This is a genomic window from Enterococcus sp. AZ126, assembly GCF_051714545.1.
Classification (GTDB): Bacteria; Bacillota; Bacilli; order Lactobacillales; family Enterococcaceae; genus Enterococcus_L.
In genome coordinates this window covers 477585-504164 of record NZ_JBIOSB010000001.1, presented here as the reverse complement: position 1 = coordinate 504164, position 26580 = coordinate 477585, and the positions used below count along the sequence as shown (strand labels likewise).

Genomic DNA, 26580 nt, shown 5'->3' with positions numbered 1-26580 from the left:
AAAAAGGCAATAAAATATGAAGTTTTCATAACTTTTGAAAGCTTTAGACTATATTTCATGAAAAAAATTTGGTATAATAAACAGTCGGATTTATATGAACAAGTGACGTAAGGCAAAAGGATAAGGAGCAATTACATTGAAATACAGAGAAGATATTAGAAACGTGGCAATCATAGCCCACGTCGATCACGGTAAAACAACATTAGTAGATGAATTATTGAAACAATCACAAACTTTAGATGGACATACACAATTACAAGAACGTGCGATGGACTCAAATGCTATTGAAAGCGAACGTGGAATCACGATCTTAGCTAAAAATACAGCAGTTGATTACAATGGAACTCGTATCAACATTTTGGATACCCCTGGACATGCTGACTTCGGTGGTGAAGTAGAGCGTATCATGAAAATGGTAGACGGTGTGGTTTTAGTCGTTGATGCTTATGAAGGTACGATGCCTCAAACTCGTTTCGTGTTGAAAAAAGCATTGGAACAAAAAGTAACACCAATCGTTGTTGTAAATAAAATTGACAAACCATCAGCGCGCCCTGAACACGTTGTAGATGAAGTATTAGAATTATTTATCGAATTAGGTGCAGATGATGATCAATTGGACTTCCCAGTTATTTATGCATCAGCTTTGAATGGAACGTCAAGCAATTCTGATAATCCAGAAGACCAAGAACCAACGATGGCCCCTATTTTTGATCAAATCATTGAACACGTACCAGCACCAGTCGATAATTCGGATGAACCATTACAATTCCAAGTATCATTATTAGACTATAATGATTATGTTGGACGTATTGGTATCGGTCGTGTGTTCCGTGGAACAATGAAAGTTGGCGATCAAGTTGCCTTAATGAAATTAGATGGCAGCGTGAAAAACTTCCGAGTTACTAAAATCTTTGGTTTCTTTGGATTACAACGTGTTGAAATCAATGAAGCAAAAGCAGGCGATTTAATTGCCGTTTCAGGTATGGAAGATATCTTTGTTGGTGAGACTGTTGCTGACGTAGCACACCAAGAAGCATTACCGATTCTACACATTGATGAACCAACATTACAAATGACATTCTTAGTAAATAACTCTCCATTTGCCGGTCGTGAAGGTAAATACGTAACTTCTCGTAAAATTGAAGAACGTTTAATGGCAGAATTACAAACAGATGTATCATTACTTGTAGAACCAATTGGACCAGATTCTTGGACTGTATCTGGTCGTGGCGAATTGCATTTATCAATCTTGATTGAAAATATGCGTCGTGAAGGATACGAATTACAAGTTTCTCGTCCGGAAGTTATCGAACGTGAAATTGAAGGCGTGAAATGTGAACCGTTTGAACGTGTTCAAATCGATACACCTGAAGAATACATGGGTAGTGTTATTGAATCATTGAGTCTACGTAAAGGTGAAATGCAAGATATGATTCACACTGGTAATGGTCAAATTCGTTTGATTTTCTTAGCGCCAGCTCGTGGTTTGATCGGTTATACAACTGAATTTTTATCAATGACTCGCGGATACGGTATCATGCACCACACATTTGACCAATATCTACCAATGATCCAAGGTACAATTGGCGGACGTCATCAAGGTGCGCTTGTTTCGATCGACACTGGTAAAGCCACTACTTATAGTATTATGAGTATTGAAGAACGTGGAACAGTTTTTGTAGAGCCTACAACTGATGTTTATGAAGGAATGATCATTGGTGAAAATAATCGTGATAATGACTTAACTGTAAACATCACAAGAGCAAAACAAATGACTAACGTTCGTTCTGCTAACAAAGACCAAACATCCGTTATCAAAAAAGCAAAAATTCTTACATTGGAAGAATCTTTAGAATTCTTGAATGAGGATGAATATTGTGAAGTGACACCAGAAAGCATTCGTTTAAGAAAACAAATTCTTAATAAAAACGAACGTGAAAAAGCAAGTAAAAAGAAAAAAGTAGCTGAATAAACGAAACGTTTAGAATTAAGGTAGAGTAGATAGGACAAAACTTATTAAGTTTTGTCCTATTTTTGTGGATAACTTTTAATGAATAATCTTAAAAACTACGTATATTACAGTATAAACACTGATAAACAGGGATTTTTGATTTTTATGATAAAGGGCTCATTGTTTCACATTAGTTGAATTGTTTCACAAGTAGACGAATCCTCCCTTGAATTGCCTTATAGTGCATGCTAAAATAACAACCAGACACAAAGAACGGAGAGAATTTCATGATTGACATCAAAGGTGTATTAAAAGAAAAATTTGGATACGACGAATTTCGTCATGGACAAGAAGAAATCATCAATCATGTTTTACATAAAGAAAATGTTTTAGGTATCATGCCAACAGGTGGTGGGAAATCAATTTGTTATCAGCTACCGGCGCTTATGTTGGAAAATTTAACTTTAGTGATTTCACCATTGATATCATTGATGAAAGACCAAGTCGATGCGCTAAATATGATGGGGATTCCTGCTACATTCATCAATAGTACGATTTCTCAACAAGAAATGAACAAACGAGTTCAAATGGCGGTCAATCGCGAAGTGAAGCTTCTATATGTCGCACCTGAACGATTAGAATCATTTGATTTTCAACAACTATTATTACATGTTCCCATTGATTTATTGGCAGTCGATGAAGCACACTGTATTTCGCAATGGGGGCATGATTTTCGCCCAAGTTATTTGCGTTTAGCTGAAATCATTGAACAATTCCAGCAGCAGCCAGCTGTTATTGCCCTGACGGCTACTGCAACGCCTCAGGTCGCCGAAGATATTCTTAAGCAATTACATATTCCAAATGATAATCAGGTACAGACTGGTTTTGCTCGAGAGAACTTAGCATTTCAAGTTGTGAAAGATCAAAATCGAGATGTTTTCCTTTTGGAATATTTAAAATTGAATCAAGGACAATCTGGCATTGTATATGCAAGTACTCGAAAAGAAGTTGAACGGATCTACCACTTACTTCAAAGTAAAAAGATTACTGCTGGAATGTATCATGGTGGAATGAACGAGAAAGAACGGAGTCATAATCAAGAAGAGTTTTTATTTGATAAATTGCAAGTGATGGTTGCGACAAATGCTTTTGGTATGGGAATCAATAAAAGCAATGTTCGGTTTGTAATTCATGCCCAAATTCCAGGAAATATAGAGTCTTACTATCAAGAAGCAGGACGTGCGGGACGTGATGGACTGCCAAGTGATGCCGTGTTACTTTATGCGCCGCAAGATCTTCAAATTCAACAGTTTTTTATCGATCAATCAGAAATGACGATTGATTATAAACAAAAAGAATATATGAAATTAAGAGAAATGTCTCAATATGCAAATGCGCAAATGTGTTTACAAAAATTTATTTTACGCTATTTTGGAGAGAAAGGTTCTGATTGTGGCCGTTGTTCCAATTGTTTGGATCAACGAGAATTAGTAGATATCACCGTTGATGTTCAAAAGATTTTATCATGTGTAAAAAGAATGGGTGAAAAATTTGGTAAGGGTTTAGTAGGGAAAGTATTGACAGGCTCAAGAGATCAAAAAATAGATCAATGGCATTTTAATCGTTTACCTACTTATGGATTGATGAAAGATCGAACTCAAAAAGAAGTCAATCAATTGATTGATTATCTAACCGCCGAAAGATACTTAAATCCATCAGACGGGCAGTATCCGTTACTATCTGTTTCGTCTACTGGGGTTCAAGTTCTGTTAGGTCAACAGAAGGTTTTTAGAAAAGAAGATCAACGTGTTCGCAAAGTAGTTGTAAATGATGGTTTTTTCGAAAACTTGAGAGAGTTACGAATGGATTTAGCACAAGAAGCAGGTGTACCGCCCTATTTGATTTTTTCCGATAGTACATTGAAAGAAATGTGTGAAAAACTACCTAAAAATTCAATTCAGTTACTGCAAGTAAAAGGTGTGGGACAAAATAAATTGGACAAGTACGGAGAAAAATTCTTAGCAGCAATCGAAACGTTTAAACAAACAGAAGATGAAGGGGTCAGCACTGAAGATGCATAATATAAATTGAGACTAGGACATAAATCTAGATTTATGTCCTAGCCTCATTAGATTCTGTTATTTAGGGTAGACTGCAAAACGATCTTCTTTTAAGGGGATGATTTGAATGGGTTCAGCATAAAAATCTTCTAATTTATCTTCAGTGAATAGTTCTGATTGCGTTCCTTTGGCAAAAATTTCTCCGTCTTTCAATAGCATTAGATGCTTGAAGCACGGTAGGATTTCTTCGGTGTGATGCGTAACGTAAAGCAGCGTAGGGCTGTTTTTTTGCTCAGCGATGTTCTGGATTTGGTATAAAAGTTTTTCTCTAGCGAATAAATCCAAGCCATTACAAGGTTCATCTAAAATCAATAATTCAGGATCGGCCATTAGAGCTCTTGAAATCAAAACCAATTGACGTTCTCCTTGAGACAAAACTTCATATTTTTTTCCAATTAGAGATTCTCCACCAGCACCTTTTAAAATAGCTTTTGCCTGTTCCAATTCATGCTCAGTGTAATGTTGGTAGATCCCTATACTAGCAAATTTACCTGAAAGAACAATTTTTTCAGCTGTTTCACGATTCTTCATACGATACTGTAAGGCTGTACTGACCCAACCGATTCGTCGCTGAAGTTCAGGAATAGATGCGTGACCAAATACCTGATCTAAAACTTCTAATCGTCCTTTTGACGGCCATAAATATCCGCAAATCAGTTGTAAGAGCAGTGTTTTACCCGCACCATTCAATCCAATAATAGCCCAGTTTTCAGACTTTTTAACAGACCAATTTACGTTATTTAAAAGTGTCTTTTTATCCCGAATAAATGAAACGTCTTTAAATTCAAAAGCATTCATACTAACTCCTCCTTTTCTTTATTTTACCATTAAAATTCAAGAATAGAATAGTAAGAATTAGAAAAAAGCGAAAGAAGAAAACACTGTCAAGAAAATTTCATTGACAAAGCTTTCATCCCCCTGTATAATTGCTTTTGTTGCGTTATGAGGTGAGAATATGAAATGGTCTTTATTAGAACTAAACAAATACAAAGACAAACCCTGTGAATTTTCAGAGACACTAAATTTAAAAGAGTCACTGATGAAAAGAGATAATCTGATTTTAGATGTTAGTCCTGTCAAAGCAACCGGGCTACTAACAGTAGGAAAAGAAGAATACTTGCTTCACTATCAAATCGATGTTATTGTAACAGTTCCCTCTTCACGTTCTTTAACACCCGTTCCTCTCAAGCTTTTGATTAATGTCGATGAGGTATTTATGACTCTGGAACAATATCAACAAAGAGATGAACGTTTGGCAGATGAAGAAATCATTTTGTTGGAAAAACCAACAATCGATTTAGATGAGTCAGTCGAAGATAACATTCTTTTGTCAATTCCGATTCAAGTTTTATCAGATGAAGAACAAACAAGTCATGATATGCCAAAAGGCAATGACTGGGAAGTCCTTTCAGAAGAAGACTACGTGCAGAAAAGACAAGAAGAAGCACAACAAACAATGGATCCTCGTCTTGCTAAATTATCTGAATTATTCAGCGAAACATCTGATGAAGACGATAAGTAGTAAGATTGGAATATACCGTGCATTTCATGCACACATCTTTACAAGGAGGTGGAACACCAATGGCAGTACCAGCTAGAAGAACTTCAAAAGCTAAAAAGGGCAAACGCCGTACTCATTACAAATTAACTATTAAAGGTTTGAATGCATGTTCAAACTGTGGTGAAATGAGAAAAAGCCATCACGTATGTCCAGCATGTGGTCATTACGATGGAAAAGACGTAATCTCTAAAGAAGCATAAAAAACATTTTTTTGAAAATGTTAAAATCCCCTAGGCTAACCATGGAGCCTAGGGGATTTATTTTGTTTGGAGTTAATGGATTTGATGGACAATTTTCCACAATTGTCGAAATTCTCAAGGATAAACAAGAATAAATCAAATTATTCGAACTATTTTGTTTTCATATCAAGCATTCTACGTTATAATGATATAGATTATAAGAAAATTCTAATGAATTTCTTTTCAAAGATAGTGGGAGGATACATGATGACAAAACAACAATTTGGCGTAGTCGGAATGGCCGTAATGGGAAAAAATTTGGCCTTAAATATCGAAAGTAGAGGCTATTCAGTTGCCCTGTTCAATCGGACAGGTTCAAAGACAACGGATGTCGTTGAAGAGCATCCAGATAAAAATTTCAAAGCGACTTATACAATTGAAGAATTCGTAGACTCTATTGAAAAACCTCGTCGCATTATGCTGATGGTTCAAGCTGGATTTGCAACCGATGCAACGATACAAGAATTATTACCTCATTTAGATAAAGGGGATATTTTAATCGACGGCGGAAATACATTCTTTAAAGATACGATTCGTAGAAATGAAGAACTAGCTAATTCAGGAATCAACTTTATAGGGACTGGTGTTTCAGGTGGTGAAGAAGGTGCATTAAAGGGGCCTTCAATCATGCCAGGTGGACAAAAAGAAGCCTATGAACTAGTGGCTCCTATATTAGAAAAAATATCAGCTAAAGCTGAAGATGGCGAAGCATGTGTGACATATATCGGTCCTAATGGGGCAGGCCACTATGTTAAAATGGTACACAATGGAATCGAGTATGGTGATATGCAATTAATTGCTGAATCCTATGATCTTATGAAAAATATTCTTGGTGTTTCTGTTGAAGAGATGGCTGAGATTTTCAAAGAATGGAATCAAGGTGAACTAGACAGTTATCTTGTAGAAATCACAGCTGATATTTTAACGCGTACTGACGACGAAGGGACAGGTAAACCAATCGTTGATGTCATCATGGATGCTGCCGGTAACAAGGGCACTGGTAAATGGACAAGCCAAAGCGCCTTAGATTTAGGTGTACCACTACCGTTGATCACAGAATCAGTTTTCGCTCGCTTTATTTCTGCTTATAAAGATGAACGTGTAAAAGCAAGTAAAGTCTTAGCTAAGCCTGAAACACCTGGTTATCAAGGGGATAAAAAAGAATTGATTGAAAAGATTCGTGAAGCATTGTATTTCAGTAAAATTATGAGTTACGCTCAAGGCTTTGCTCAATTACGTGTGGCATCAGAAGATTATGAGTGGGACTTGCCTTTCGGTGAGATTGCCAAAATCTGGCGTGCAGGATGTATCATCCGTGCTCAGTTTTTACAAAAGATCACAGATGCATATGATAAAAATCCAACAATTGAAAACTTATTATTAGATGATTACTTTATCGATATAACAAAAAAATATCAACAATCTGTTCGTGATGTTGTATCGATTGCAGTTCAAGCGGGTGTTCCAGTCCCAACTTTCGCTTCAGCTATTGCTTATTACGACTCTTATCGTTCAGAGCGTTTGCCAGCAAATCTGATTCAAGCGCAAAGAGATTATTTTGGGGCTCATACGTATCAACGAATTGATAAAGAAGGTACGTACCACTATAGTTGGTATAATGAAGAATAGTACGTTTGAAAGCCATGGGATTCAAAAATTTCTCATGGTTTTCTCTCTGCTATGAAGTGAGAACAGGTTGTTGCTAGCTTTTTGACGCAAAAGTGGGTATAATGGGTAAGCTTTAAGATAGCTTTTAAAGAGAAAGGACAAATAACCAATGAGTAATATTCTAATTATTGAAGATGAAAAAAACTTAGCACGTTTTGTAGAACTGGAGCTGAAACACGAGGGCTATACTACAGAGGTTCACTACAACGGACGTACTGGTTTGGAAGCGGCTTTAAATAATGATTGGGATGCTATCCTTTTAGATTTGATGTTGCCTGAATTGAACGGGCTTGAAGTTTGTCGGCGTGTACGTCAAGTGAAGAACACACCGATCATCATGATGACAGCAAGAGATTCTGTAATTGACCGAGTGTCAGGATTAGATCATGGTGCGGATGACTACATTGTAAAACCGTTTGCTATAGAAGAGTTATTAGCTCGCTTACGTGCGTTACTTCGCCGAATCGATATTGAAGGTGATAAAAATGTAGCAAAACAAACTACTATTACCTATCGTGATTTAACAATTGAAAAAGAAAATCGCGTTGTTCGACGTAATTCTGAAATGATTGAATTAACGAAACGTGAATATGAACTACTATTAACTTTAATGGAAAATGTAAATGTTGTATTAGCCCGTGATGTACTATTAAATAAAGTTTGGGGTTATGAAACAGAAGTCGAAACGAATGTTGTCGATGTTTATATTCGTTATCTACGTAACAAAATTGATGTTCCAGGCGAGGAGAGCTACATTCAAACTGTTCGTGGAACAGGTTATGTGATGCGCTCGTGAAATCTTTAAAAATGAAAAAAGCAGAAAAAAAAGAACTGAAGGGGCCTTCTTTGACAATCAAGTGGGCTTCTGCAAGTTCTTTCTTCATATTTGTTGTATTTACTATTTTTGCCGTGATCACTTATAAATCCTCAGTCAACCTCATTGTTGAGAAGGAACGAGAAAATGTAGAGAGAACAGTTGCTGAGGTGGGGAATCGTTTAGCGAATGCTGATGGAAGCTTGAGTGTATCAGATGTCTATGAAAAATTGAAAACACCTAGTGTTGATGAAAATGCTTTGGATAACAAGAGGATTTCTATAGAGGGCTCACTGATGGAAATGGATACGATGATTTCTGAGCTAGGACAGCCAGCATTGTTTCTATCAATATACGATAAAAAAGGGACTCTAGTATTTGAAACACAGAAATTACAAAGTCAATTAGGAAAAAAAGAAAAACAATATGCTGAAATTAAATCAATCGATAACAAAACGGGTTTTTTAGTTATTCAACCAGTTTATTCAAAAAAGAACAGAGAACAGATAGGTTACATTCAGGCTTTTTACGAGTTGTCTTCTTTTTATGATATTAGAAACCGTTTATTACTGACACTGATTGTATTAGAAATCATCTCATTGATCTTGAGCAGCATACTAGGGTTTATTTTATCTTCTTACTTCTTGAAACCTGTGAAAGTTTTACGAGATACGATGGATACAATTAGAAAAGATCCGCAATCGGATATCCATATGCCGGATATACATTCTAATGATGAGTTAGCAGACCTCGCAGAAATATTTAATGAAATGTTAGATCGCATGAGACGATACATTGAGCAACAAGAGCAATTTGTAGAAGATGTTTCCCATGAATTACGTACACCAGTTGCGATTATAGAAGGGCATTTAAGCTTATTAAATCGCTGGGGAAAAGAAGATCCCGAGATTTTGGATGAATCCCTAGAAGCAAGTTTGCAAGAAATTGTTCGGATGAAAAGCTTAGTCCAAGAAATGCTAGATCTATCGCGAGCAGAACAAGTTGATGTGCAGTATTCAAATCATACCTCAAATGCTAAGCAAGTCGTCTATCAAGTGTTTAACAATTTTAAAATTCTATATCCGGATTTTGTTATTACTCTAGATGATGATTTATTGCATGAAGTGACATTGGGTATTTATCGAAATCACTTTGAACAGCTTCTAATCATTATTTTGGATAATGCAGTAAAATATTCGACGACTCGAAAAGAGGTTCATATTTCAATTTCAAAAACATTAAGTGAATTTGAAATTGCTATTCAAGATTTTGGTGAAGGAATTCCAGAAGATGATTTAGATAAAATATTCAATCGTTTCTATAGAGTAGATAAAGCACGAGCTCGTAACAAGGGCGGAAATGGATTAGGATTATCAATCGCTAAGCAGCTAGTAGAAAATTATAAAGGAAAGATAGACGCAGAAAGTGTTGTTCATCAAGGAACAATATTCAGAATCTATATTCCAATAGTTAAAAAAAGTGAAGGAGAAGAGTAGGAAAAAATATTCCTGCTCTTTTTAATCTTTTAACCGAATAATCTAAGCATTAGAACGCATAATAGTAGAGAAAAAGCGAATGCTCAAATGAAGTTCAAGTAATTTGTTCGCTAAGAAAAAAAGAATCAAAAAACAGGTATTTTCTAGTTGCATTTTATGATAAGTATTGTTATATTTATAAATGTTCTAATGAATGTTTGTTAATTGGGTGAAAGAGAAAAAAATGTTTTTTTCCTCTTGACGAAAAGAATACAATCATGATAGAATAACAAAGTTGTTAATTAATAACGACAAAAAAAACTTGAAAAATCAGGAAGAAAGTTGTTGACAAATAACAAACGACCTGATAAACTAATGAAGTTGTCACGAAACATTCGATAACATCAAGCAGAGAAAACTTTGAAACTTTTAAAAAAAAGTGTTGACATCGAATCGGAGATTTGATATGATATAAAAGTTGCTGCGAAGTAACACAGTAGACCTTTGAAAACTGAACAAAGTAAGACGAACCAAATGTGTAGGTTGTTTTTACAACGGTAAAAACAAACAACAATTTTTAACAAAGCGAAGCAATATGCTAGCAACCAAATGAGCTTAACAATCTTCGGATTGTGTTCAACTTTTATTATGAGAGTTTGATCCTGGCTCAGGACGAACGCTGGCGGCGTGCCTAATACATGCAAGTCGAACGCTTCTTTTCTACCGAGTGCTTGCACTCAGTTGAAAAGAAGAGTGGCGGACGGGTGAGTAACACGTGGGTAACCTACCCATCAGAGGGGGATAACACTTGGAAACAGGTGCTAATACCGCATAATAGTCGACACCGCATGGTGCTGACTTGAAAGACGCTTTCGGGTGTCACTGATGGATGGACCCGCGGTGCATTAGCTAGTTGGTGAGGTAACGGCTCACCAAGGCCATGATGCATAGCCGACCTGAGAGGGTGATCGGCCACACTGGGACTGAGACACGGCCCAGACTCCTACGGGAGGCAGCAGTAGGGAATCTTCGGCAATGGACGAAAGTCTGACCGAGCAACGCCGCGTGAGTGAAGAAGGTTTTCGGATCGTAAAACTCTGTTGTTAGAGAAGAACAAGTAGGAGAGTAACTGCTCTTACCTTGACGGTATCTAACCAGAAAGCCACGGCTAACTACGTGCCAGCAGCCGCGGTAATACGTAGGTGGCAAGCGTTGTCCGGATTTATTGGGCGTAAAGCGAGCGCAGGCGGTTTCTTAAGTCTGATGTGAAAGCCCCCGGCTCAACCGGGGAGGGTCATTGGAAACTGGGAGACTTGAGTGCAGAAGAGGAGAGTGGAATTCCATGTGTAGCGGTGAAATGCGTAGATATATGGAGGAACACCAGTGGCGAAGGCGACTCTCTGGTCTGTAACTGACGCTGAGGCTCGAAAGCGTGGGGAGCAAACAGGATTAGATACCCTGGTAGTCCACGCCGTAAACGATGAGTGCTAAGTGTTGGAGGGTTTCCGCCCTTCAGTGCTGCAGCTAACGCATTAAGCACTCCGCCTGGGGAGTACGACCGCAAGGTTGAAACTCAAAGGAATTGACGGGGGCCCGCACAAGCGGTGGAGCATGTGGTTTAATTCGAAGCAACGCGAAGAACCTTACCAGGTCTTGACATCCTTTGACCACTCTAGAGATAGAGCTTTCCCTTCGGGGACAAAGTGACAGGTGGTGCATGGTTGTCGTCAGCTCGTGTCGTGAGATGTTGGGTTAAGTCCCGCAACGAGCGCAACCCTTATTGTTAGTTGCCATCATTCAGTTGGGCACTCTAGCGAGACTGCCGGTGACAAACCGGAGGAAGGTGGGGATGACGTCAAATCATCATGCCCCTTATGACCTGGGCTACACACGTGCTACAATGGGAAGTACAACGAGTCGCTAGGCCGCGAGGTCATGCAAATCTCTTAAAGCTTCTCTCAGTTCGGATTGTAGGCTGCAACTCGCCTACATGAAGCCGGAATCGCTAGTAATCGCGGATCAGCACGCCGCGGTGAATACGTTCCCGGGCCTTGTACACACCGCCCGTCACACCACGAAAGTTTGTAACACCCGAAGTCGGTGAGGTAACCCTTGTGGAGCCAGCCGCCTAAGGTGGGATAGATGATTGGGGTGAAGTCGTAACAAGGTAGCCGTATCGGAAGGTGCGGCTGGATCACCTCCTTTCTAAGGAATATTACGGAAACTTACACATTCGTCGACACTTTGTTCAGTTTTGAGAGGTTTACTCTTAAATTAATATGTACCACGGGGCCTTAGCTCAGATGGGAGAGCGCCTGCTTTGCACGCAGGAGGTCAGCGGTTCGATCCCGCTAGGCTCCATTAGTAACCATTGGTTACTAAGTTATTGTTCATTGAAAACTGGATATTGAAGTATAAAAGTAATCAAAACAAACCGAGAACACCGCGTTGAATGAGTTTTTTAATTAAAATAGTTCGAAGCTTATTTTATTGGTCACGCCTCTATCGCTAGAGAAACGAACCAAACAAAACCGATCGTAAGATCGTAAGGTTAAGTGAATAAGGGCGCACGGTGGATGCCTTGGCATTAGGAGCCGATGAAGGACGGGACTAACACCGATATGCTTTGGGGAGCTGTAAGTGAGCTATGATCCAGAGATTTCCGAATGGGGAAACCCAGCATCTTTTATAGGATGTTACTATTCAGTGAATACATAGCTGGATAGAGGTAGACGCAGAGAACTGAAACATCTAAGTACCTGCAGGAAGAGAAAGAAAATTCGATTCCCTGAGTAGCGGCGAGCGAAACGGGAAAAGCCCAAACCAACAAGCTTGCTTGTTGGGGTTGTAGGACTCCGATGTGGTAGTCTGTCAAGATAGTCGAAGAACTTGGAAAGGTTCGCCAAAGTGGGTAATAGCCCCGTAGACGAAATGTTGGCAACACCTAGGAGGATCCTGAGTACGGCGGAACACGAGAAATTCCGTCGGAATCCGCGGGGACCATCCCGCAAGGCTAAATACTCCCTAATGACCGATAGTGAACCAGTACCGTGAGGGAAAGGTGAAAAGCACCCCGGAAGGGGAGTGAAATAGATCCTGAAACCGTGTGCCTACAACAAGTCAAAGCCCGTTAATGGGTGATGGCGTGCCTTTTGTAGAATGAACCGGCGAGTTACGATTGCATGCGAGGTTAAGGTGAAGAGCCGGAGCCGCAGCGAAAGCGAGTCTGAATAGGGCGAATGAGTATGTAGTCGTAGACCCGAAACCATGTGATCTACCCATGGCCAGGTTGAAGGTGTGGTAAAACGCACTGGAGGACCGAACCCACGTACGTTGAAAAGTGCGGGGATGAGCTGTGGGTAGCGGAGAAATTCCAAACGAACTTGGAGATAGCTGGTTCTCTCCGAAATAGCTTTAGGGCTAGCGTCGAAGTTAAGAATGATGGAGGTAGAGCACTGTTTGGACTAGGGGCCCATCTCGGGTTACCGAATTCAGATAAACTCCGAATGCCATTCATTCATATTCGGCAGTCAGACTGCGAGTGATAAGATCCGTAGTCGAAAGGGAAACAGCCCAGACCACCAGCTAAGGTCCCAAAATATATGTTAAGTGGAAAAGGATGTGGGGTTGCACAGACAACTAGGATGTTGGCTCAGAAGCAGCCACCATTTAAAGAGTGCGTAATAGCTCACTAGTCGAGTGACCCTGCGCCGAAAATGTACCGGGGCTAAACATATTACCGAAGCTGTGGATCACACCTCTGGTGTGATGGTAGGAGAGCGTTCTAAGGGCGTTGAAGGTCGATCGTGAGGACGGCTGGAGCGCTTAGAAGTGAGAATGCCGGTATGAGTAGCGAAAGACGGGTGAGAATCCCGTCCACCGTATGACTAAGGTTTCCTGGGGAAGGCTCGTCCGCCCAGGGTTAGTCGGGACCTAAGCCGAGGCCGATAGGCGTAGGCGATGGACAACAGGTTGATATTCCTGTACCAGTTGTTTTTGTTTGAGCAATGGAGGGACGCAGGAGGCTAAGGAATGCATGCGACTGGAAGTGCATGTCCAAGCAGTAAGTCTTGAGTAGAGTCAAATGCTTTACTCTGTACGGACAAGCTGTGATGGGGAGGGAAATAATAGTACCGAAGTTCCTGATGTCACACTGTCAAGAAAAGCTTCTAGTGAGAAAACAACTGCCCGTACCGTAAACCGACACAGGTAGTCGAGGAGAGTATCCTAAGGTGAGCGAGCGAACTCTCGTTAAGGAACTCGGCAAAATGACCCCGTAACTTCGGGAGAAGGGGTGCTGACTTCGGTCAGCCGCAGTGAATAGGCCCAAGCGACTGTTTATCAAAAACACAGGTCTCTGCAAAATCGAAAGATGAAGTATAGGGGCTGACGCCTGCCCGGTGCTGGAAGGTTAAGAGGATGGGTTAGCTTCGGCGAAGCTCAGAATTGAAGCCCCAGTAAACGGCGGCCGTAACTATAACGGTCCTAAGGTAGCGAAATTCCTTGTCGGGTAAGTTCCGACCCGCACGAAAGGCGTAACGATTTGGGCACTGTCTCAACGAGAGACTCGGTGAAATTTTAGTACCTGTGAAGATGCAGGTTACCCGCGACAGGACGGAAAGACCCCATGGAGCTTTACTGTAGCTTGATATTGAGTGTTTGTACCACATGTACAGGATAGGTAGGAGCCGATGAATCCGGAACGCTAGTTTCGGTGGAGGCGCTGGTGGGATACTACCCTTGTGTTATGAACCCTCTAACCCGCACCACTTATCGTGGTGGGAGACAGTGTCAGGTGGGCAGTTTGACTGGGGCGGTCGCCTCCTAAAGAGTAACGGAGGCGCCCAAAGGTTCCCTCAGAATGGTTGGAAATCATTCGCAGAGTGTAAAGGCAGAAGGGAGCTTGACTGCGAGACTTACAAGTCGAGCAGGGACGAAAGTCGGGCTTAGTGATCCGGTGGTTCCGCATGGAAGGGCCATCGCTCAACGGATAAAAGCTACCCTGGGGATAACAGGCTTATCTCCCCCAAGAGTCCACATCGACGGGGAGGTTTGGCACCTCGATGTCGGCTCGTCGCATCCTGGGGCTGTAGTCGGTCCCAAGGGTTGGGCTGTTCGCCCATTAAAGCGGCACGCGAGCTGGGTTCAGAACGTCGTGAGACAGTTCGGTCCCTATCCGTCGCGGGCGTTGGAAATTTGAGAGGAGCTGTCCTTAGTACGAGAGGACCGGGATGGACTTACCGCTGGTGTACCAGTTGTTCTGCCAAGGGCATTGCTGGGTAGCTATGTAGGGAAGGGATAAACGCTGAAAGCATCTAAGTGTGAAGCCCACCTCAAGATGAGATTTCCCATTTCTTTAAGAAAGTAAGACCCCTGAGAGATGATCAGGTAGATAGGTTGGAAGTGGAAGTGCAGTGATGTACGGAGCGGACCAATACTAATCGGTCGAGGACTTAACCAAAGAAACGAAATAAAAAAGTATATCGGATAGTTTGATTACAACTTCAATCCAGTTTTGAGTGAATAATCACTCAATTGAATAGCAACAACACCCAGTGTGGTGGCGATAGCGAGAAGGATACACCTGTTCCCATGCCGAACACAGAAGTTAAGCTTCTTAGCGCCGATTGTAGTGAAGGGTTTCCCTTTGTGAGAGTAGGACGTCGCCACGCTGATTATTCCGGCATAGCTCAGTTGGTAGTAGCGCATGACTGTTAATCATGATGTCGTAGGTTCGAGTCCTACTGCCGGAGTTTCTTAATATAAGATTCATGAGTATGCTTGCTTCTTTTAACTTTGGAGAGTTGTCCGAGTGGCCGAAGGAGCATGATTGGAAATCATGTAGACGGTTAACGCTGTCTCAAGGGTTCGAATCCCTTACTCTCCGTATTAAGTTTTTATTGGCCCGTTGGTCAAGCGGTTAAGACACCGCCCTTTCACGGCGGTATCACGGGTTCGATTCCCGTACGGGTCATTTATATTTTTTGGAGGTTTAGCTCAGCTGGGAGAGCACCTGCCTTACAAGCAGGGGGTCGGCGGTTCGATCCCGTCAACCTCCATTAAATTACGGTTTGGTAGTTCAGCTGGTTAGAATGCCTGCCTGTCACGCAGGAGGTCGCGGGTTCGAGTCCCGTCCAGACCGTTTATAGTTTTTGGCGCAGTAGCTCAGTTGGTAGAGCAACGGATTGAAGCTCCGTGTGTCGGCAGTTCGATTCTGTCTTGCGCCATTTGGAGGAATAGCGAAGTGGCTAAACGCGACGGACTGTAAATCCGTTCCTTAGGGTTCAGTGGTTCGAATCCACTTTCCTCCATTATTTAGTAGGGATATAGTTAAACGGTATAACTACGGTCTCCAAAACCGTCATTGTGGGTTCGATTCCTACTATCCCTGTTAGCAAGTTTATGGCGATTGTGGTGAAGTGGTTAACACAGCGGATTGTGGTTCCGCCACGCGTGGGTTCGATCCCCATCAGTCGCCCTTAGCTTTAATTTTTATCATATGTTTTATGGCGATTGTGGTGAAGTGGTTAACACAGCGGATTGTGGTTCCGCCACGCGTGGGTTCGATTCCCATCAGTCGCCCTTAGCTTTTAATTTTAATTATTGGGGTATAGCCAAGCGGTAAGGCAACAGGTTTTGATCCTGTCATGCGTTGGTTCGAATCCAGCTACCCCAGTTTTCTCTTTTTGAGAATGTTTAAATTGTAATATGGCGGTATAGCCAAGTGGTAAGGCAGAGGTCTGCAAAACCTTCATCACCGGTTCAAATCCGGTTACCGCCTTGCAAAAATTATTTTATGCCGGCGTGGCGGAATTGGCAGACGCGCTGGACTCAAAATCCTGTGATCTCACGATCGTGCCGGTTCGACCCCGGCCGCCGGTATATGCCAAGCATTAACATATTCTTATGTTAATGCTCTTTTTTTGTTTAAACATTTTGAAGTAATTTTGTATTTTTGTATCTGATTCGTTGATATTTAACTGAGATTGAAGTTAAATTACTTGGTATTGAGAGTAATATGGCTTCATTTTTTCTATCGATTCACTCTTTTTTTAGTAAAACACTTCTTTTCGGAGAGTTGGGGGAGCAACCTTATCGTTAGATGTTTTAGGTGTTGCTGGGTTTCAAATCTATCAAGATTATTTAGTAATTGATAAAATGAATACTCTTAAAAATATGAAAAATGGCTATTTAAAAAATATTCAGACAATGCAGCCGTAAAAGAGCATCATGGAAAGATAACAAATTACTTAGAAATAAAATTTAACTATTAATATTAGAAACACTAAAAAATAAGTATATGTATTGATAGAAGTTAGTAATACTGAAAAATTAAATCGCTCTTATTAATTACCGACTTACGTTAAGTAATAATAATATTTTATAAGTAGAAATTTTTTTATAAAGCGAATGAATGTATTTTTCCTTGGTTGACAACGCTTTATTTTCATGTTTTAATAACAAGAGAAATCAAGATTGTTACTGATTTTTCAGGCTATACTTTATTTCTTTTATTAACATTTAATTAGCTAGCTGATCTAATCTCATTGAGGAGATATTATGGAAGTAAAAAAAGTAATCAATAATAATATTGTGAAGTCACTTGATGCTGACGGTCACGAAGTACTTGTGATGGGTAAAGGTATTGGCTTTAAAAAAAATATCGGCGATGTTATTGAGGATTCTCTTATTGAAAAAATATATACAAGCAATGCCGATTTAAATACAAATAAGCTTACACAGCTGTTAGCAAATGTTCGTTTAGAGCATTTACAGGTTGCTAATGAAATTATTGGATTTGCCAAAGTTTCTTTAGGAAAAAAGCTGAATGAAAATATCTATCTTACGCTAACTGATCATATCGATTATGCAATCGAACGACAAAATAGCGGTCTACCTGTTAGAAACGCACTGCTTTGGGAAATCAAGCGTTTTTATAATCATGAATATTTGATTGGAAAAGAAGCATTGACTATTATTTCCAATCGTCTGGATATAGTGCTACCAGAAGATGAAGCTGGTTTTATTGCATTACATATCGTTAATGCAGAACTAGATTTATCTCAGGTCAGCCAAGTTTCAGAAATGACAAAAGTCATTCAAAAAATCATTAATATTGTTAAATATCATTATAAAACTGATTTGGATGAATACACGCTAAATTATGAACGGTTTATTACGCATTTGAAATTTTTTGTTCAACGTTTATTTAGTGGAATAGAATTAGATAAAGACAAAGATGAAGGTTTCTTATTTATGTTAAAAGAAAAATATCAAGAAGAATATCTTTGTGCACTGAAAATACGCGAGTACATTGGAAAAGAATTTGGTCGTGAATTACAAGAAGACGAGATGATCTATCTCACCATCCATATCAGAAGAATAACCAACAATTAAAGGATTGTTACTGTGAAAGAGCAGGCTATACCTAGGGAAAATCTCTTTGAAATAAGAGGTTTCTTAGGTATTTTTTTGTGTATTTTACTTCGAGTTGTAATTAGATTAGGGGGATGAACGATGAATTATCAAGAATTAGCACAAACAATTATTGAAAAAATCGGTGGAAAACAAAATATCACGGGTTTGACTCATTGTGCTACAAGATTACGCTTTAATTTGAAAAATGAAGGAACAGCAGAAACAGAGGTATTGAAAAATACAGTAGGCGTGATGGGGGTTGTTTCAAAAGGTGGACAATATCAGGTCATTATTGGTAGTGATGTAGGAAGTGTTTATAAAGAAATTTTAAAAGAAGTGCCCGCATTAGATGGAGAACAAGTCGAATCTAATGGGAAGGATGAACGTGGTGCGGCTTCAAAAGTTATTGATACTATTACAGGTATTTTTACACCAATCTTACCAGCGATTACGGCGGCCGGTATGTTAAAAGCTGTTCTGTCTCTTCTAGTTGTCTTTAACGCGATCGACAAAACAGGTCAGACTTATATTATCATTGATTTTATGGCAGATTCTGCTTTTTACTTTTTACCTATTTTGTTAGCAGCGTCATCTGCACAGAAATTTAAAACTAATATGTATTTAGCCATGATGGTTGGTGGAATTTTACTCCATCCAAACTTTGTAGGGATGGTCAATGCAATCAAAGAAGCTGGAGTTGGAAGTATTCATCTATTTGGACTGCCAATTTCTGCGGTAACGTATGGCTCCTCCGTTATTCCGATTATTTTAGCCGTTTGGTTTATGTCTTATGTCGAGCCAATTGCAGATAAAGTGTCACCTAAAGCAATTAAATTTTTTAGTAAACCATTGATTACAATTGCAATTGTCGGTACTGTTTCGTTAGTAGTGGTGGGACCAATCGGGTATTTGATTAGTGATGGTATTTCAAATGGAATCAAAGTATTGGAGAACTTTAGTCCGTGGTTAGTTCCAACGATTATTGGCGCGTTGACACCGTTGTTTGTAGCTACAGGAACTCACTATGGCTTAGTACCTATTGGGATTAACAATCGTATGACAACAGGATATGATAGTGTGATCTATCCAGGTATGTTAGCATCAAACCTTGGACAAGGAGCTGCTTCTTTAGCCGTTGGTGTGAAAAGTAAAAACTCTTCAATCAAACAGGTAGCTGCTTCAGCAGGTCTAACAGGTTTGTTTGGAATTACTGAACCTGCATTGTACGGTGTCAACTTGAAATATAAAACGCCTTTATATGCTGCGATGATTGGTGGCGGAATCGGTGGTTTGTTTATGGGAATCACTCGAGTGAAGAACTTTACTGGTGGTTCACCCGGTTTATTGACACTTCCAAGTTATATTGGAGATGATACCTTGAAACATTTATATATGGCTTGTATCGGAGCTGCAATCAGTATTGTGATTTCTTTTGTAGTCTCATACATTTTATATAAAGATCCAGTAGTAGAAATACCAAAGACTACAATCAATAATAAGGAAGAAAACTCTATTTCTGAAGCAAACACGCTCACAGAGGTCGTTACACCAATAAAAGGTGAAGTAGTAGCCTTGACAGCCGTGGAAGATGGAATGTTTTCAGAGGAAATTTTAGGTAAAGGCTTTGCAATTAAACCAGTTGAAGGTTCAGTTTATGCGCCAGTTTCTGGAATTGTAACAGCAATTTTTGATTCTAAACATGCAATCGGTTTAACCAGCGACTCTGGTGTGGAGTTATTGATACACATTGGCATCGATACGGTTCAATTAAATGGTGAAGGCTATGAATACTTTGTTGATAAAGGACAAAATATTGAAATAGGTGATAAATTAATTGAATTTGACTTAGATAAAATTATTGAAAAAGGCTATAATATAATCACACCCGTTGTTGTAACAAATTCAGCTGATTTTGGTGACATTATTACATTAACCAAAACTTTAGCTAAACCAGGTGAGCAAGTAATGAAAGTCATTCGTTAATTAGGCTTTTATTCAAATAAATTGTTGGAGGTTTTTGATATGGGATTTAGAAAAGACTTTTTATGGGGCGGCGCAACAGCGGCCAATCAATGTGAAGGAGGCTATAATGAAGGAGGCCGAGGCTTAGCTAACGTAGATCTAGCGCCAGTGGGACCAGATCGTTTTCCAGTAATCACTGGAGAGAAGAAAATGTTTGAATTTGATGACGAACATTTTTACCCAGCGCAAAATGCAATCGACATGTATCACCGTTATAAAGAAGATATTGCGTTATTTGGCGAAATGGGCTTTAAAACCTATCGTCTATCGATTGCCTGGAGTCGTATTTTCCCTCTAGGAGACGAAACAGAGCCGAATGAAGAAGGATTGAAGTTCTATGAAGAGTTGTTCAAAGAATGCCATAAACATGGGATAGAGCCTCTTGTAACGATCACACATTTTGATTGTCCGATGCATCTCGTCGAAAAATATGGTGCGTGGCGCAGTCGTGAATTAGTCGGGTTTTATGAAAATCTATGCAACGTCATCTTTAATCGCTACAAAGGCTTAGTAAAATACTGGTTGACGTTCAACGAAATCAACATGATTTTACATGCACCATTTATGGGCGCAGGGCTTTATTTTGAAGAAGGGGAAAACAAAGAACAAGTGAAATACCAAGCAGCTCATCATGAATTATTGGCGAGTGCCATTGCGACAAAAATCGCACATGAAGTCGATCCAGAAAACCAAGTAGGCTGTATGTTAGCGGCTGGTACAAACTATGCGTACACTTGTAAACCAGAAGATGTTTGGGCAGCTCGTCAAGCAGATCGTGAGAATTTCTTCTTTATCGATGTCCAATCTCGTGGAGAATATCCAGCGTATGCGTTGAAAGAATTAGAACGTGCAGGGATTGAATTACCAATCGAAGAGGGCGATTTAGACTTATTAAAAGAGCATACCGTTGATTTTATTTCATTCTCTTATTATTCATCACGGGTCCAATCAACAGATCCGGCAATCAATGAACAAACAGCTGGAAATATCTTTGCCTCAGTGAAAAATCCGTATTTAGAAGCAAGTGAATGGGGCTGGCAGATCGATCCACTTGGATTGCGTACCACGATGAATGACTTGTATGATCGTTATCAAAAACCACTATTTATTGTTGAAAACGGCTTAGGTGCCGTGGATACGCCAGATGAAAATGGAAATGTGATCGATGATTATCGGATCGAGTATCTAGCCGCACACATCCAAGCCATGAAAGATGCGGTTGAACTGGATGGAGTAGATTTATTAGGTTATACAACGTGGGGCTGTATCGATCTTGTTTCAGCTGGAACAGGAGAGATGAAAAAACGCTATGGCTTCATCTATGTCGATCGAGATAATGATGGAAAGGGTACATTGAAACGCTCGAAGAAAAAATCATTTGACTGGTATAAAAAAGTTATTGCTACAAATGGGGAAGACTTAACAAATTAGAGCTGTTTTTAAGAAAAATACTAAAAGGTAAAAATGAGTTTGATTTACTCATTTTTGCCTTTTTTTTCCATTCATTAAAAAACTAATAATTGGGTAGAGTAACCTGTTACTCAAAATGGAACAAAGTACAAGCTGCTGTTCTCTTCATCAAGTATTTAGAAACCGCTTTAAAAATGAGAAACTTAGCGGTATGCTTAACTCGTCAATAGGAAAACTCGAGGAATCCGACAACACAAATCAAAAAGAGAATGGTGGAAGCAATGATGAAAAAAAGAGACTTTGTCGATACAAATGATTTTACGAAAGCAGAAATCGATTTTATGATCCAGCTAGCTTTGAGATTAAAAGAAGCAATCAAAAATGGCTATTATCCACCCCTTTTAAAAGATAAGACGTTAGGGATGATTTTTGAGCAATCATCAACTCGCACGAGAGTATCTTTTGAAACGGCGATGACACAACTTGGCGGTCATGCACAATATTTAGCACCAGGTCAAATTCAATTAGGCGGACATGAATCTTTAGGTGATACTGCTCGAGTGTTATCTCGTTTAGTAGATATTTTAATGGCACGAGTGGAACGTCATCAAACAATTGTCGATTTAGCCAAAGATGCAACGATTCCAGTTATCAATGGTATGAGTGACTACAACCATCCGACACAAGAATTAGGCGACATTATTACAATGACAGAACATCTACCAGAAGGTAAAAAGCTGAGTGATTGCAAAATTGTCTTTGTTGGCGATGCTACCCAGGTATGTGTATCAACAATGTTTATGGCAACGAAAATGGGTATGGATTTTGTTCAGTTTGGACCAAAAGGATTTCAAATCAAAGAGGAAACACTTGCTGTCGGTCAAAAAAATGCGAAGCTATCTGGCGGTAGTGTGCTAATTACAGAAAATGCAGAAGAGGCAATGAAAGATGCTGATTTTATTTATACGGATGTTTGGTATGGATTGTATGAGGCCGAGTTATCTGAAGAAGAGCGAATGGCAACATTCTATCCAAAATATCAAGTGAACCAAGCTTTGATCGATATGGCTGCGCCACATGTTAAATTTTTACATTGTCTACCTGCCACTAGAGGAGAAGAAGTGACCGATGAAGTGTTAGATGCACCTTATTCAATCGTTTTAGATGAAGCAGAAAATCGTTTGACGGCAATGCGTGCATTGTTGGTTTATTTCTTAAATCCATATTTAAATTATGCGAGTGAAGCAGTCGGTGAATTTTATGATGCACAATTTGAATTAATGTTAAGAAATGCTGTCGTCGCTAAATGATTTTTTAGAACGGATGGAATAGAAGTGTTCTATAGTAAAGATTCTACTTCTATTCCCGTTTCTTTAATGAAAGGTGCGTAAAAACATGAAAGAAAAAAAGAAATTTCGGTTGTTTGATGCAGTTTTAATGGCAGTTGTTGTCATACTTGTTGTTGAATCTGCCGCTCCTGCTGCTGCTATTGGTTCATCCCAATTTTTTTGGTGGGGAATTTTATTAATTTTATTCTTCTTACCTTACGGCTTGATTTCAGCGGAATTAGGCACTACTTATACTGGTGACGGGGGTATCTATGATTGGGTCAAGATGGCTTTTGGGCGTCGATGGGGCGCGCGTGTTGCTTGGTTTTATTGGATCAATTTTCCGATTTGGATGGCTAGCTTGGCGGTGCTTTTCACAGAAGTCATGACACAAATTTTCGGATTAGCATTAGGGACACCCATTTTAGTTATAGTTCAATTAGTTTTTATCTGGGGAGTAACATTGATCAGTTGTTATCCTGTCAGTGATAGTAAATGGATTTTGAATATTGCTGCATTTGCTAAAGTCGGTATTATGGTTTGCTTAGGCGTGTTAGGCATTTATCATGCTGTGACAAAGGGCATGGCGAATGATTTTTCTGGAAGAGCGTTGTTGCCGACATTTGATTTAAATAGTTTGAGCTTTATTTCTGTGATTTTGTTTAACTTCTTAGGATTTGAAGTGGTAACAACCTTAGCCAGTGATATGGAAAATCCGAAAAAACAAATTCCACAAGCGATCATTTACGGCGGTATTTTGATTGCATTCTTCTATTTATTTGCTGCATTTGGGATGGGAGCAGCAGTGCCAGCAGATCAATTATCAACTTCAGGTGGGTTGATTGATAGCTTTATTTTATTAGTTGGTGGGATCAATCCATTTGTTATCATCATTGGCTTACTGTTTATGTATACCCTAGCTGCAAATCTGATTTCATGGGCTTTAGGTGTGAATTACGTTGCCTTTTATGCTGCCAAAAATCATGATATGCCAAACCTATTCGCAAAAGAAAATCCTAAAAACGAAATGCCAATAGGTGCTTCAGTCATAAATGGTATTGTAGCGTCACTGTTAGTTATTGCAGCACCGTTTATACCAAATGAAAATATTTTCTGGGCATTTTTCGCATTAAATGTGGTGGCATTATTAGTTTCTTATATTATGATGTTTCCTGCCTTTTTGAAGTTACGCAAGATCGATCCAGATAAAGAAAGACCTTTTAAAGTGCCAGGAGGACCATTTTTTTTGAAAATAATCGCATATATTCCTCTAGCGTTGTTAGTTATCACTCTATTTTTTTCGATTGTCCCTTTATCCAAAACAGAATATGCTGAAAAAATTCCTATTTTGATTGGAACGATGGCAGCGGTGATTATTGGTGAAATCTGTATTCGCTTAGGAGATAAAGAGTATGCAAAAGAGCAACAGATAAAAAATGAGCAAGAGAAAGGGAGTTTAAACCATGAAAACAATTGATAGTTCACCTAAAAAAGACGGATTCCACATGCCAGGAGAATTTGAAGCACATCAAGGTGTATATATTTTGTGGCCAGAACGTCCAGATAATTGGCGCAATGGCGGCAAACCAGCACAAAAAACAGTTGTAGATGTAGCCCTTGCTATCAGCGAATTTGAACCAGTAACAGTAGGTGTATCTGCAAAACAATATGATAATGCTCGCCATATGATGCCAGAAAGTGTTCGAGTTGTTGAAATCGCAAACGATGATGCTTGGGTTCGAGATTGCGGTCCAACCTTTGTCAAAAATGATGAAGGTGAAATTCGTGGTGTAGACTGGACCTTTAATTCATGGGGCGGATTAGTTGATGGACTGTATTTTCCGTGGGATAAAGATGATCAGGTCGCACAGAAAATTTGTGAAATAGAATGGCTGAATCGTTATCGTTTAAATGATTTTGTTTTGGAAGGTGGTTCGATCCATGTGGATGGTGAGGGAACCTTGATCACTACAGAAGAATGTTTACTATCGGAAGGTCGAAATAGCCAGCTTTCAAAAGAACAAATCGAGCAAGTTTTAAAGGAATATTTATCATTGGAAAAAATCATTTGGCTGAAACGTGGGATTTATTTAGATGAAACCAATGGTCATGTCGATAATATTGTTAATTTTGTGAAGCCTGGAGAAGTTGTCTTGGCATGGACGGATGACAAAGACGATCCACAATATGAAATTTCAAAAGAATGTTTAGCTATTTTAGAAAATGAAACAGATGCTAAAGGTCGTAAGCTTGTTGTGCATAAATTACACGTACCCAATCCGATATTGATCACTGAAGAAGAAAGTTTTGGAGTGGATACAGTAGCTGGAACCTTACCAAGAGAAAAAGGGGATCGTTTAGCTGCAAGTTATGCAAATTATTATACGGCAAATGGTGGTGTCATTTTACCACTATTTGATGATCCAAATGATGAAAAAGCAATCGATTTATTACAAGCATTATATCCTGATAGAAAAATTGTTGGTGTACCTGCCAGAGAAATTCTTTTAGGTGGTGGAAATATTCACTGCATTACCCAACAAGTACCAAAGTGAGGTGGAATAAATGAAAAAACGCATCGTAGTTGCATTGGGAGGAAATGCTATTTTAACAACGGATCCCAGTGCTAAAGGACAACAAAAAGCTTTAGCGTACACAGCATATTATTTAGCAGATTTCATTGAAGCAGGTCATGAACTGATCATCACGCATGGTAATGGCCCTCAAGTTGGAAATCTATTATTACAGCAGCAATTAGGTGCTACAAAGAAAAATCCAGCAATGCCTGTCGATACAGCCGTTGCAATGACACAAGGCAGCATTGGCTATTGGCTTGAAAATGCGCTAGTAGATGAATTGAAAAAAAGAAATATCTCTAAAAACGTAGCAACACTTTTAACCCAAGTGGTTGTCAGCGAAACAGATCCAGCTTTTCAAGCACCAAGTAAACCAATTGGTCCCTTTTTAAGTGAAGAAGAAATGGAAGTAGAGAAAAGAGAAACATCTGCAACATACGTAGAAGATGCAGGTCGAGGATTTCGGAAAGTTGTCCCTTCACCAAGTCCGATCGATATTGTCGAATATCCTGTGATTGAACAATTAGTAGCAAATGGAATCGTTACGATTGCAGGCGGTGGCGGAGGTATTCCAGTAGTGAGAAAAAATGGTACCTATCAGGGTGTGGAAGCCGTGATAGACAAAGATTTTGCCTCTGAAAAAATAGCTGAATTGATTCATGCGGATAGGTTAGTGATATTGACAGGTGTCGATCATGTCAGTATCAATTTCAATCGACCAAGCCAAGCGGATTTAACCAAAGTAACGGTTGCAGAGATGGAAAAATATATTGAAGAAAATCAGTTTGCACCAGGCAGTATGCTCCCAAAAGTGCAGGCGGCAATAATGTTCATTAAAGAAAATAGCAACGGCAAAGCAGTAATCACCTCCATAGAAAACATCAAGAATCTATTAGAAGAAGAAACAGGTACTATCATTACTGCTTAGCTTTATAGAAAGAGTGGAGACAAAAACTAGTTTCTACTCTTTCTTTCTGATATATTAAAAATATATCGCT

15 protein-coding genes, 14 tRNA genes and 3 rRNA genes are annotated in these 26580 nt (G+C 39.4%); 31 read left to right on the top strand and 1 reads right to left on the bottom strand.

The features are described 5' to 3' along the window. The first annotated feature begins 136 nt into the window (after positions 1 to 136). Positions 137 to 1972 (top strand): translational GTPase TypA, encoded by a 1836-nt coding sequence (gene typA / locus IGI43_RS02460; protein ID WP_438756222.1) that lies wholly within the window; start codon positions 137 to 139, stop codon positions 1970 to 1972. Between the two features lie 266 nt (positions 1973 to 2238). Further along, on the top strand, positions 2239 to 4032 hold the full coding sequence (gene recQ / locus IGI43_RS02455) for a DNA helicase RecQ (protein WP_438756221.1): 1794 nt from the start codon (positions 2239 to 2241) through the stop codon (positions 4030 to 4032). A gap of 57 nt (positions 4033 to 4089) precedes the next feature. On the opposite strand, the gene IGI43_RS02450 is transcribed toward recQ, so the two are convergent. Beyond that, positions 4090 to 4869, bottom strand: a complete 780-nt coding sequence (locus IGI43_RS02450) for an ABC transporter ATP-binding protein (protein WP_438756220.1) — start codon at positions 4867 to 4869, stop codon at positions 4090 to 4092. Positions 4870 to 5026: 157 nt separating this feature from the next. Here IGI43_RS02450 and IGI43_RS02445 point away from each other — a divergent pair, with 157 nt between their 5' ends. The 29 genes from IGI43_RS02445 (at position 5027) to arcC (ending at position 26510) form a co-directional block, all read left to right on the top strand. Next, on the top strand, positions 5027 to 5593 hold the full coding sequence (locus IGI43_RS02445) for a YceD family protein (RefSeq protein WP_438756219.1): 567 nt from the start codon (positions 5027 to 5029) through the stop codon (positions 5591 to 5593). Positions 5594 to 5652: 59 nt separating this feature from the next. Continuing rightward, the gene (gene rpmF, locus IGI43_RS02440; protein WP_010763436.1) at positions 5653 to 5832 is read left to right on the top strand and encodes a 50S ribosomal protein L32; all 180 of its coding nucleotides are present in this window, start codon (positions 5653 to 5655) and stop codon (positions 5830 to 5832) included. Positions 5833 to 6078: 246 nt separating this feature from the next. Beyond that, positions 6079 to 7500, top strand: coding sequence for an NADP-dependent phosphogluconate dehydrogenase (gene gndA, locus IGI43_RS02435; RefSeq protein WP_438756218.1), 1422 nt, complete (start codon positions 6079 to 6081; stop codon positions 7498 to 7500). 148 nt (positions 7501 to 7648) lie between these two features. Beyond that, positions 7649 to 8335 (top strand): response regulator transcription factor, encoded by a 687-nt coding sequence (locus tag IGI43_RS02430; RefSeq protein ID WP_010765234.1) that lies wholly within the window; start codon positions 7649 to 7651, stop codon positions 8333 to 8335. Between the two features lie 11 nt (positions 8336 to 8346). Then, positions 8347 to 9849, top strand: a complete 1503-nt coding sequence (locus IGI43_RS02425; RefSeq protein ID WP_438756217.1) for a HAMP domain-containing sensor histidine kinase — start codon at positions 8347 to 8349, stop codon at positions 9847 to 9849. Positions 9850 to 10472: 623 nt separating this feature from the next. Then, positions 10473 to 12033: ribosomal RNA gene (locus IGI43_RS02420) — 16S ribosomal RNA — on the top strand. A gap of 83 nt (positions 12034 to 12116) precedes the next feature. Continuing rightward, positions 12117 to 12189, top strand: a tRNA-Ala gene (locus IGI43_RS02415). A 188-nt stretch (positions 12190 to 12377) separates the two neighbouring features. Continuing rightward, a 23S ribosomal RNA gene (locus tag IGI43_RS02410) occupies positions 12378 to 15289 on the top strand. Positions 15290 to 15384: 95 nt separating this feature from the next. Next, positions 15385 to 15500, top strand: a 5S ribosomal RNA gene (gene rrf / locus IGI43_RS02405). Together the 16S, 23S and 5S rRNA genes with 14 tRNA genes alongside form the textbook arrangement of a ribosomal RNA operon. Positions 15501 to 15507: 7 nt before the next feature. After that, a tRNA-Asn gene (locus tag IGI43_RS02400) sits at positions 15508 to 15581 on the top strand. 45 nt (positions 15582 to 15626) lie between these two features. Continuing rightward, a tRNA-Ser gene (locus IGI43_RS02395) sits at positions 15627 to 15715 on the top strand. Between the two features lie 15 nt (positions 15716 to 15730). Further along, positions 15731 to 15802, top strand: a tRNA-Glu gene (locus IGI43_RS02390). Positions 15803 to 15814: 12 nt separating this feature from the next. Next, positions 15815 to 15887: transfer RNA gene (locus IGI43_RS02385), tRNA-Val, on the top strand. 9 nt (positions 15888 to 15896) lie between these two features. Then, positions 15897 to 15970, top strand: a tRNA-Asp gene (locus IGI43_RS02380). A 12-nt stretch (positions 15971 to 15982) separates the two neighbouring features. After that, a tRNA-Phe gene (locus tag IGI43_RS02375) sits at positions 15983 to 16055 on the top strand. Between the two features lie 3 nt (positions 16056 to 16058). Then, positions 16059 to 16139 (top strand) — tRNA-Tyr (locus IGI43_RS02370). Positions 16140 to 16148: 9 nt separating this feature from the next. Next, positions 16149 to 16219: transfer RNA gene (locus IGI43_RS02365), tRNA-Trp, on the top strand. Between the two features lie 14 nt (positions 16220 to 16233). Beyond that, positions 16234 to 16306, top strand: a tRNA-His gene (locus IGI43_RS02360). A 31-nt stretch (positions 16307 to 16337) separates the two neighbouring features. Next, positions 16338 to 16410, top strand: a tRNA-His gene (locus IGI43_RS02355). 22 nt (positions 16411 to 16432) lie between these two features. After that, positions 16433 to 16504, top strand: a tRNA-Gln gene (locus tag IGI43_RS02350). A gap of 34 nt (positions 16505 to 16538) precedes the next feature. Next, a tRNA-Cys gene (locus IGI43_RS02345) sits at positions 16539 to 16609 on the top strand. 17 nt (positions 16610 to 16626) lie between these two features. Next, a tRNA-Leu gene (locus IGI43_RS02340) sits at positions 16627 to 16710 on the top strand. Between the two features lie 678 nt (positions 16711 to 17388). Further along, positions 17389 to 18225: a BglG family transcription antiterminator LicT gene (gene licT / locus IGI43_RS02335; protein ID WP_438756216.1), complete on the top strand. Its 837-nt coding sequence runs from the start codon at positions 17389 to 17391 to the stop codon at positions 18223 to 18225. Between the two features lie 120 nt (positions 18226 to 18345). Beyond that, positions 18346 to 20229, top strand: a complete 1884-nt coding sequence (locus tag IGI43_RS02330) for a beta-glucoside-specific PTS transporter subunit IIABC (RefSeq protein ID WP_438756215.1) — start codon at positions 18346 to 18348, stop codon at positions 20227 to 20229. A gap of 39 nt (positions 20230 to 20268) precedes the next feature. Then, entirely contained in the window at positions 20269 to 21699 is a 1431-nt protein-coding gene (locus IGI43_RS02325; protein WP_438756214.1) for a 6-phospho-beta-glucosidase, read from the top strand. Positions 21700 to 21962: 263 nt separating this feature from the next. Beyond that, on the top strand, positions 21963 to 22988 hold the full coding sequence (ptcA, locus tag IGI43_RS02320; protein WP_438756213.1) for a putrescine carbamoyltransferase: 1026 nt from the start codon (positions 21963 to 21965) through the stop codon (positions 22986 to 22988). An 85-nt stretch (positions 22989 to 23073) separates the two neighbouring features. After that, complete coding sequence (locus tag IGI43_RS02315; protein WP_438756212.1) at positions 23074 to 24483, top strand: amino acid permease; 1410 nt, start codon at positions 23074 to 23076, stop codon at positions 24481 to 24483. Continuing rightward, positions 24470 to 25561, top strand: a complete 1092-nt coding sequence (gene aguA / locus IGI43_RS02310; RefSeq protein ID WP_438756211.1) for an agmatine deiminase — start codon at positions 24470 to 24472, stop codon at positions 25559 to 25561. Before IGI43_RS02315 ends, aguA begins: the two co-directional genes overlap by 14 nt. 10 nt (positions 25562 to 25571) lie before the next feature. Then, positions 25572 to 26510 carry a carbamate kinase gene (arcC, locus tag IGI43_RS02305; protein ID WP_438756210.1) on the top strand — a complete coding sequence of 313 codons (939 nt, stop codon included), beginning with the start codon at positions 25572 to 25574 and terminating at the stop codon, positions 26508 to 26510. The last annotated feature ends 70 nt before the right edge of the window (positions 26511 to 26580 follow it).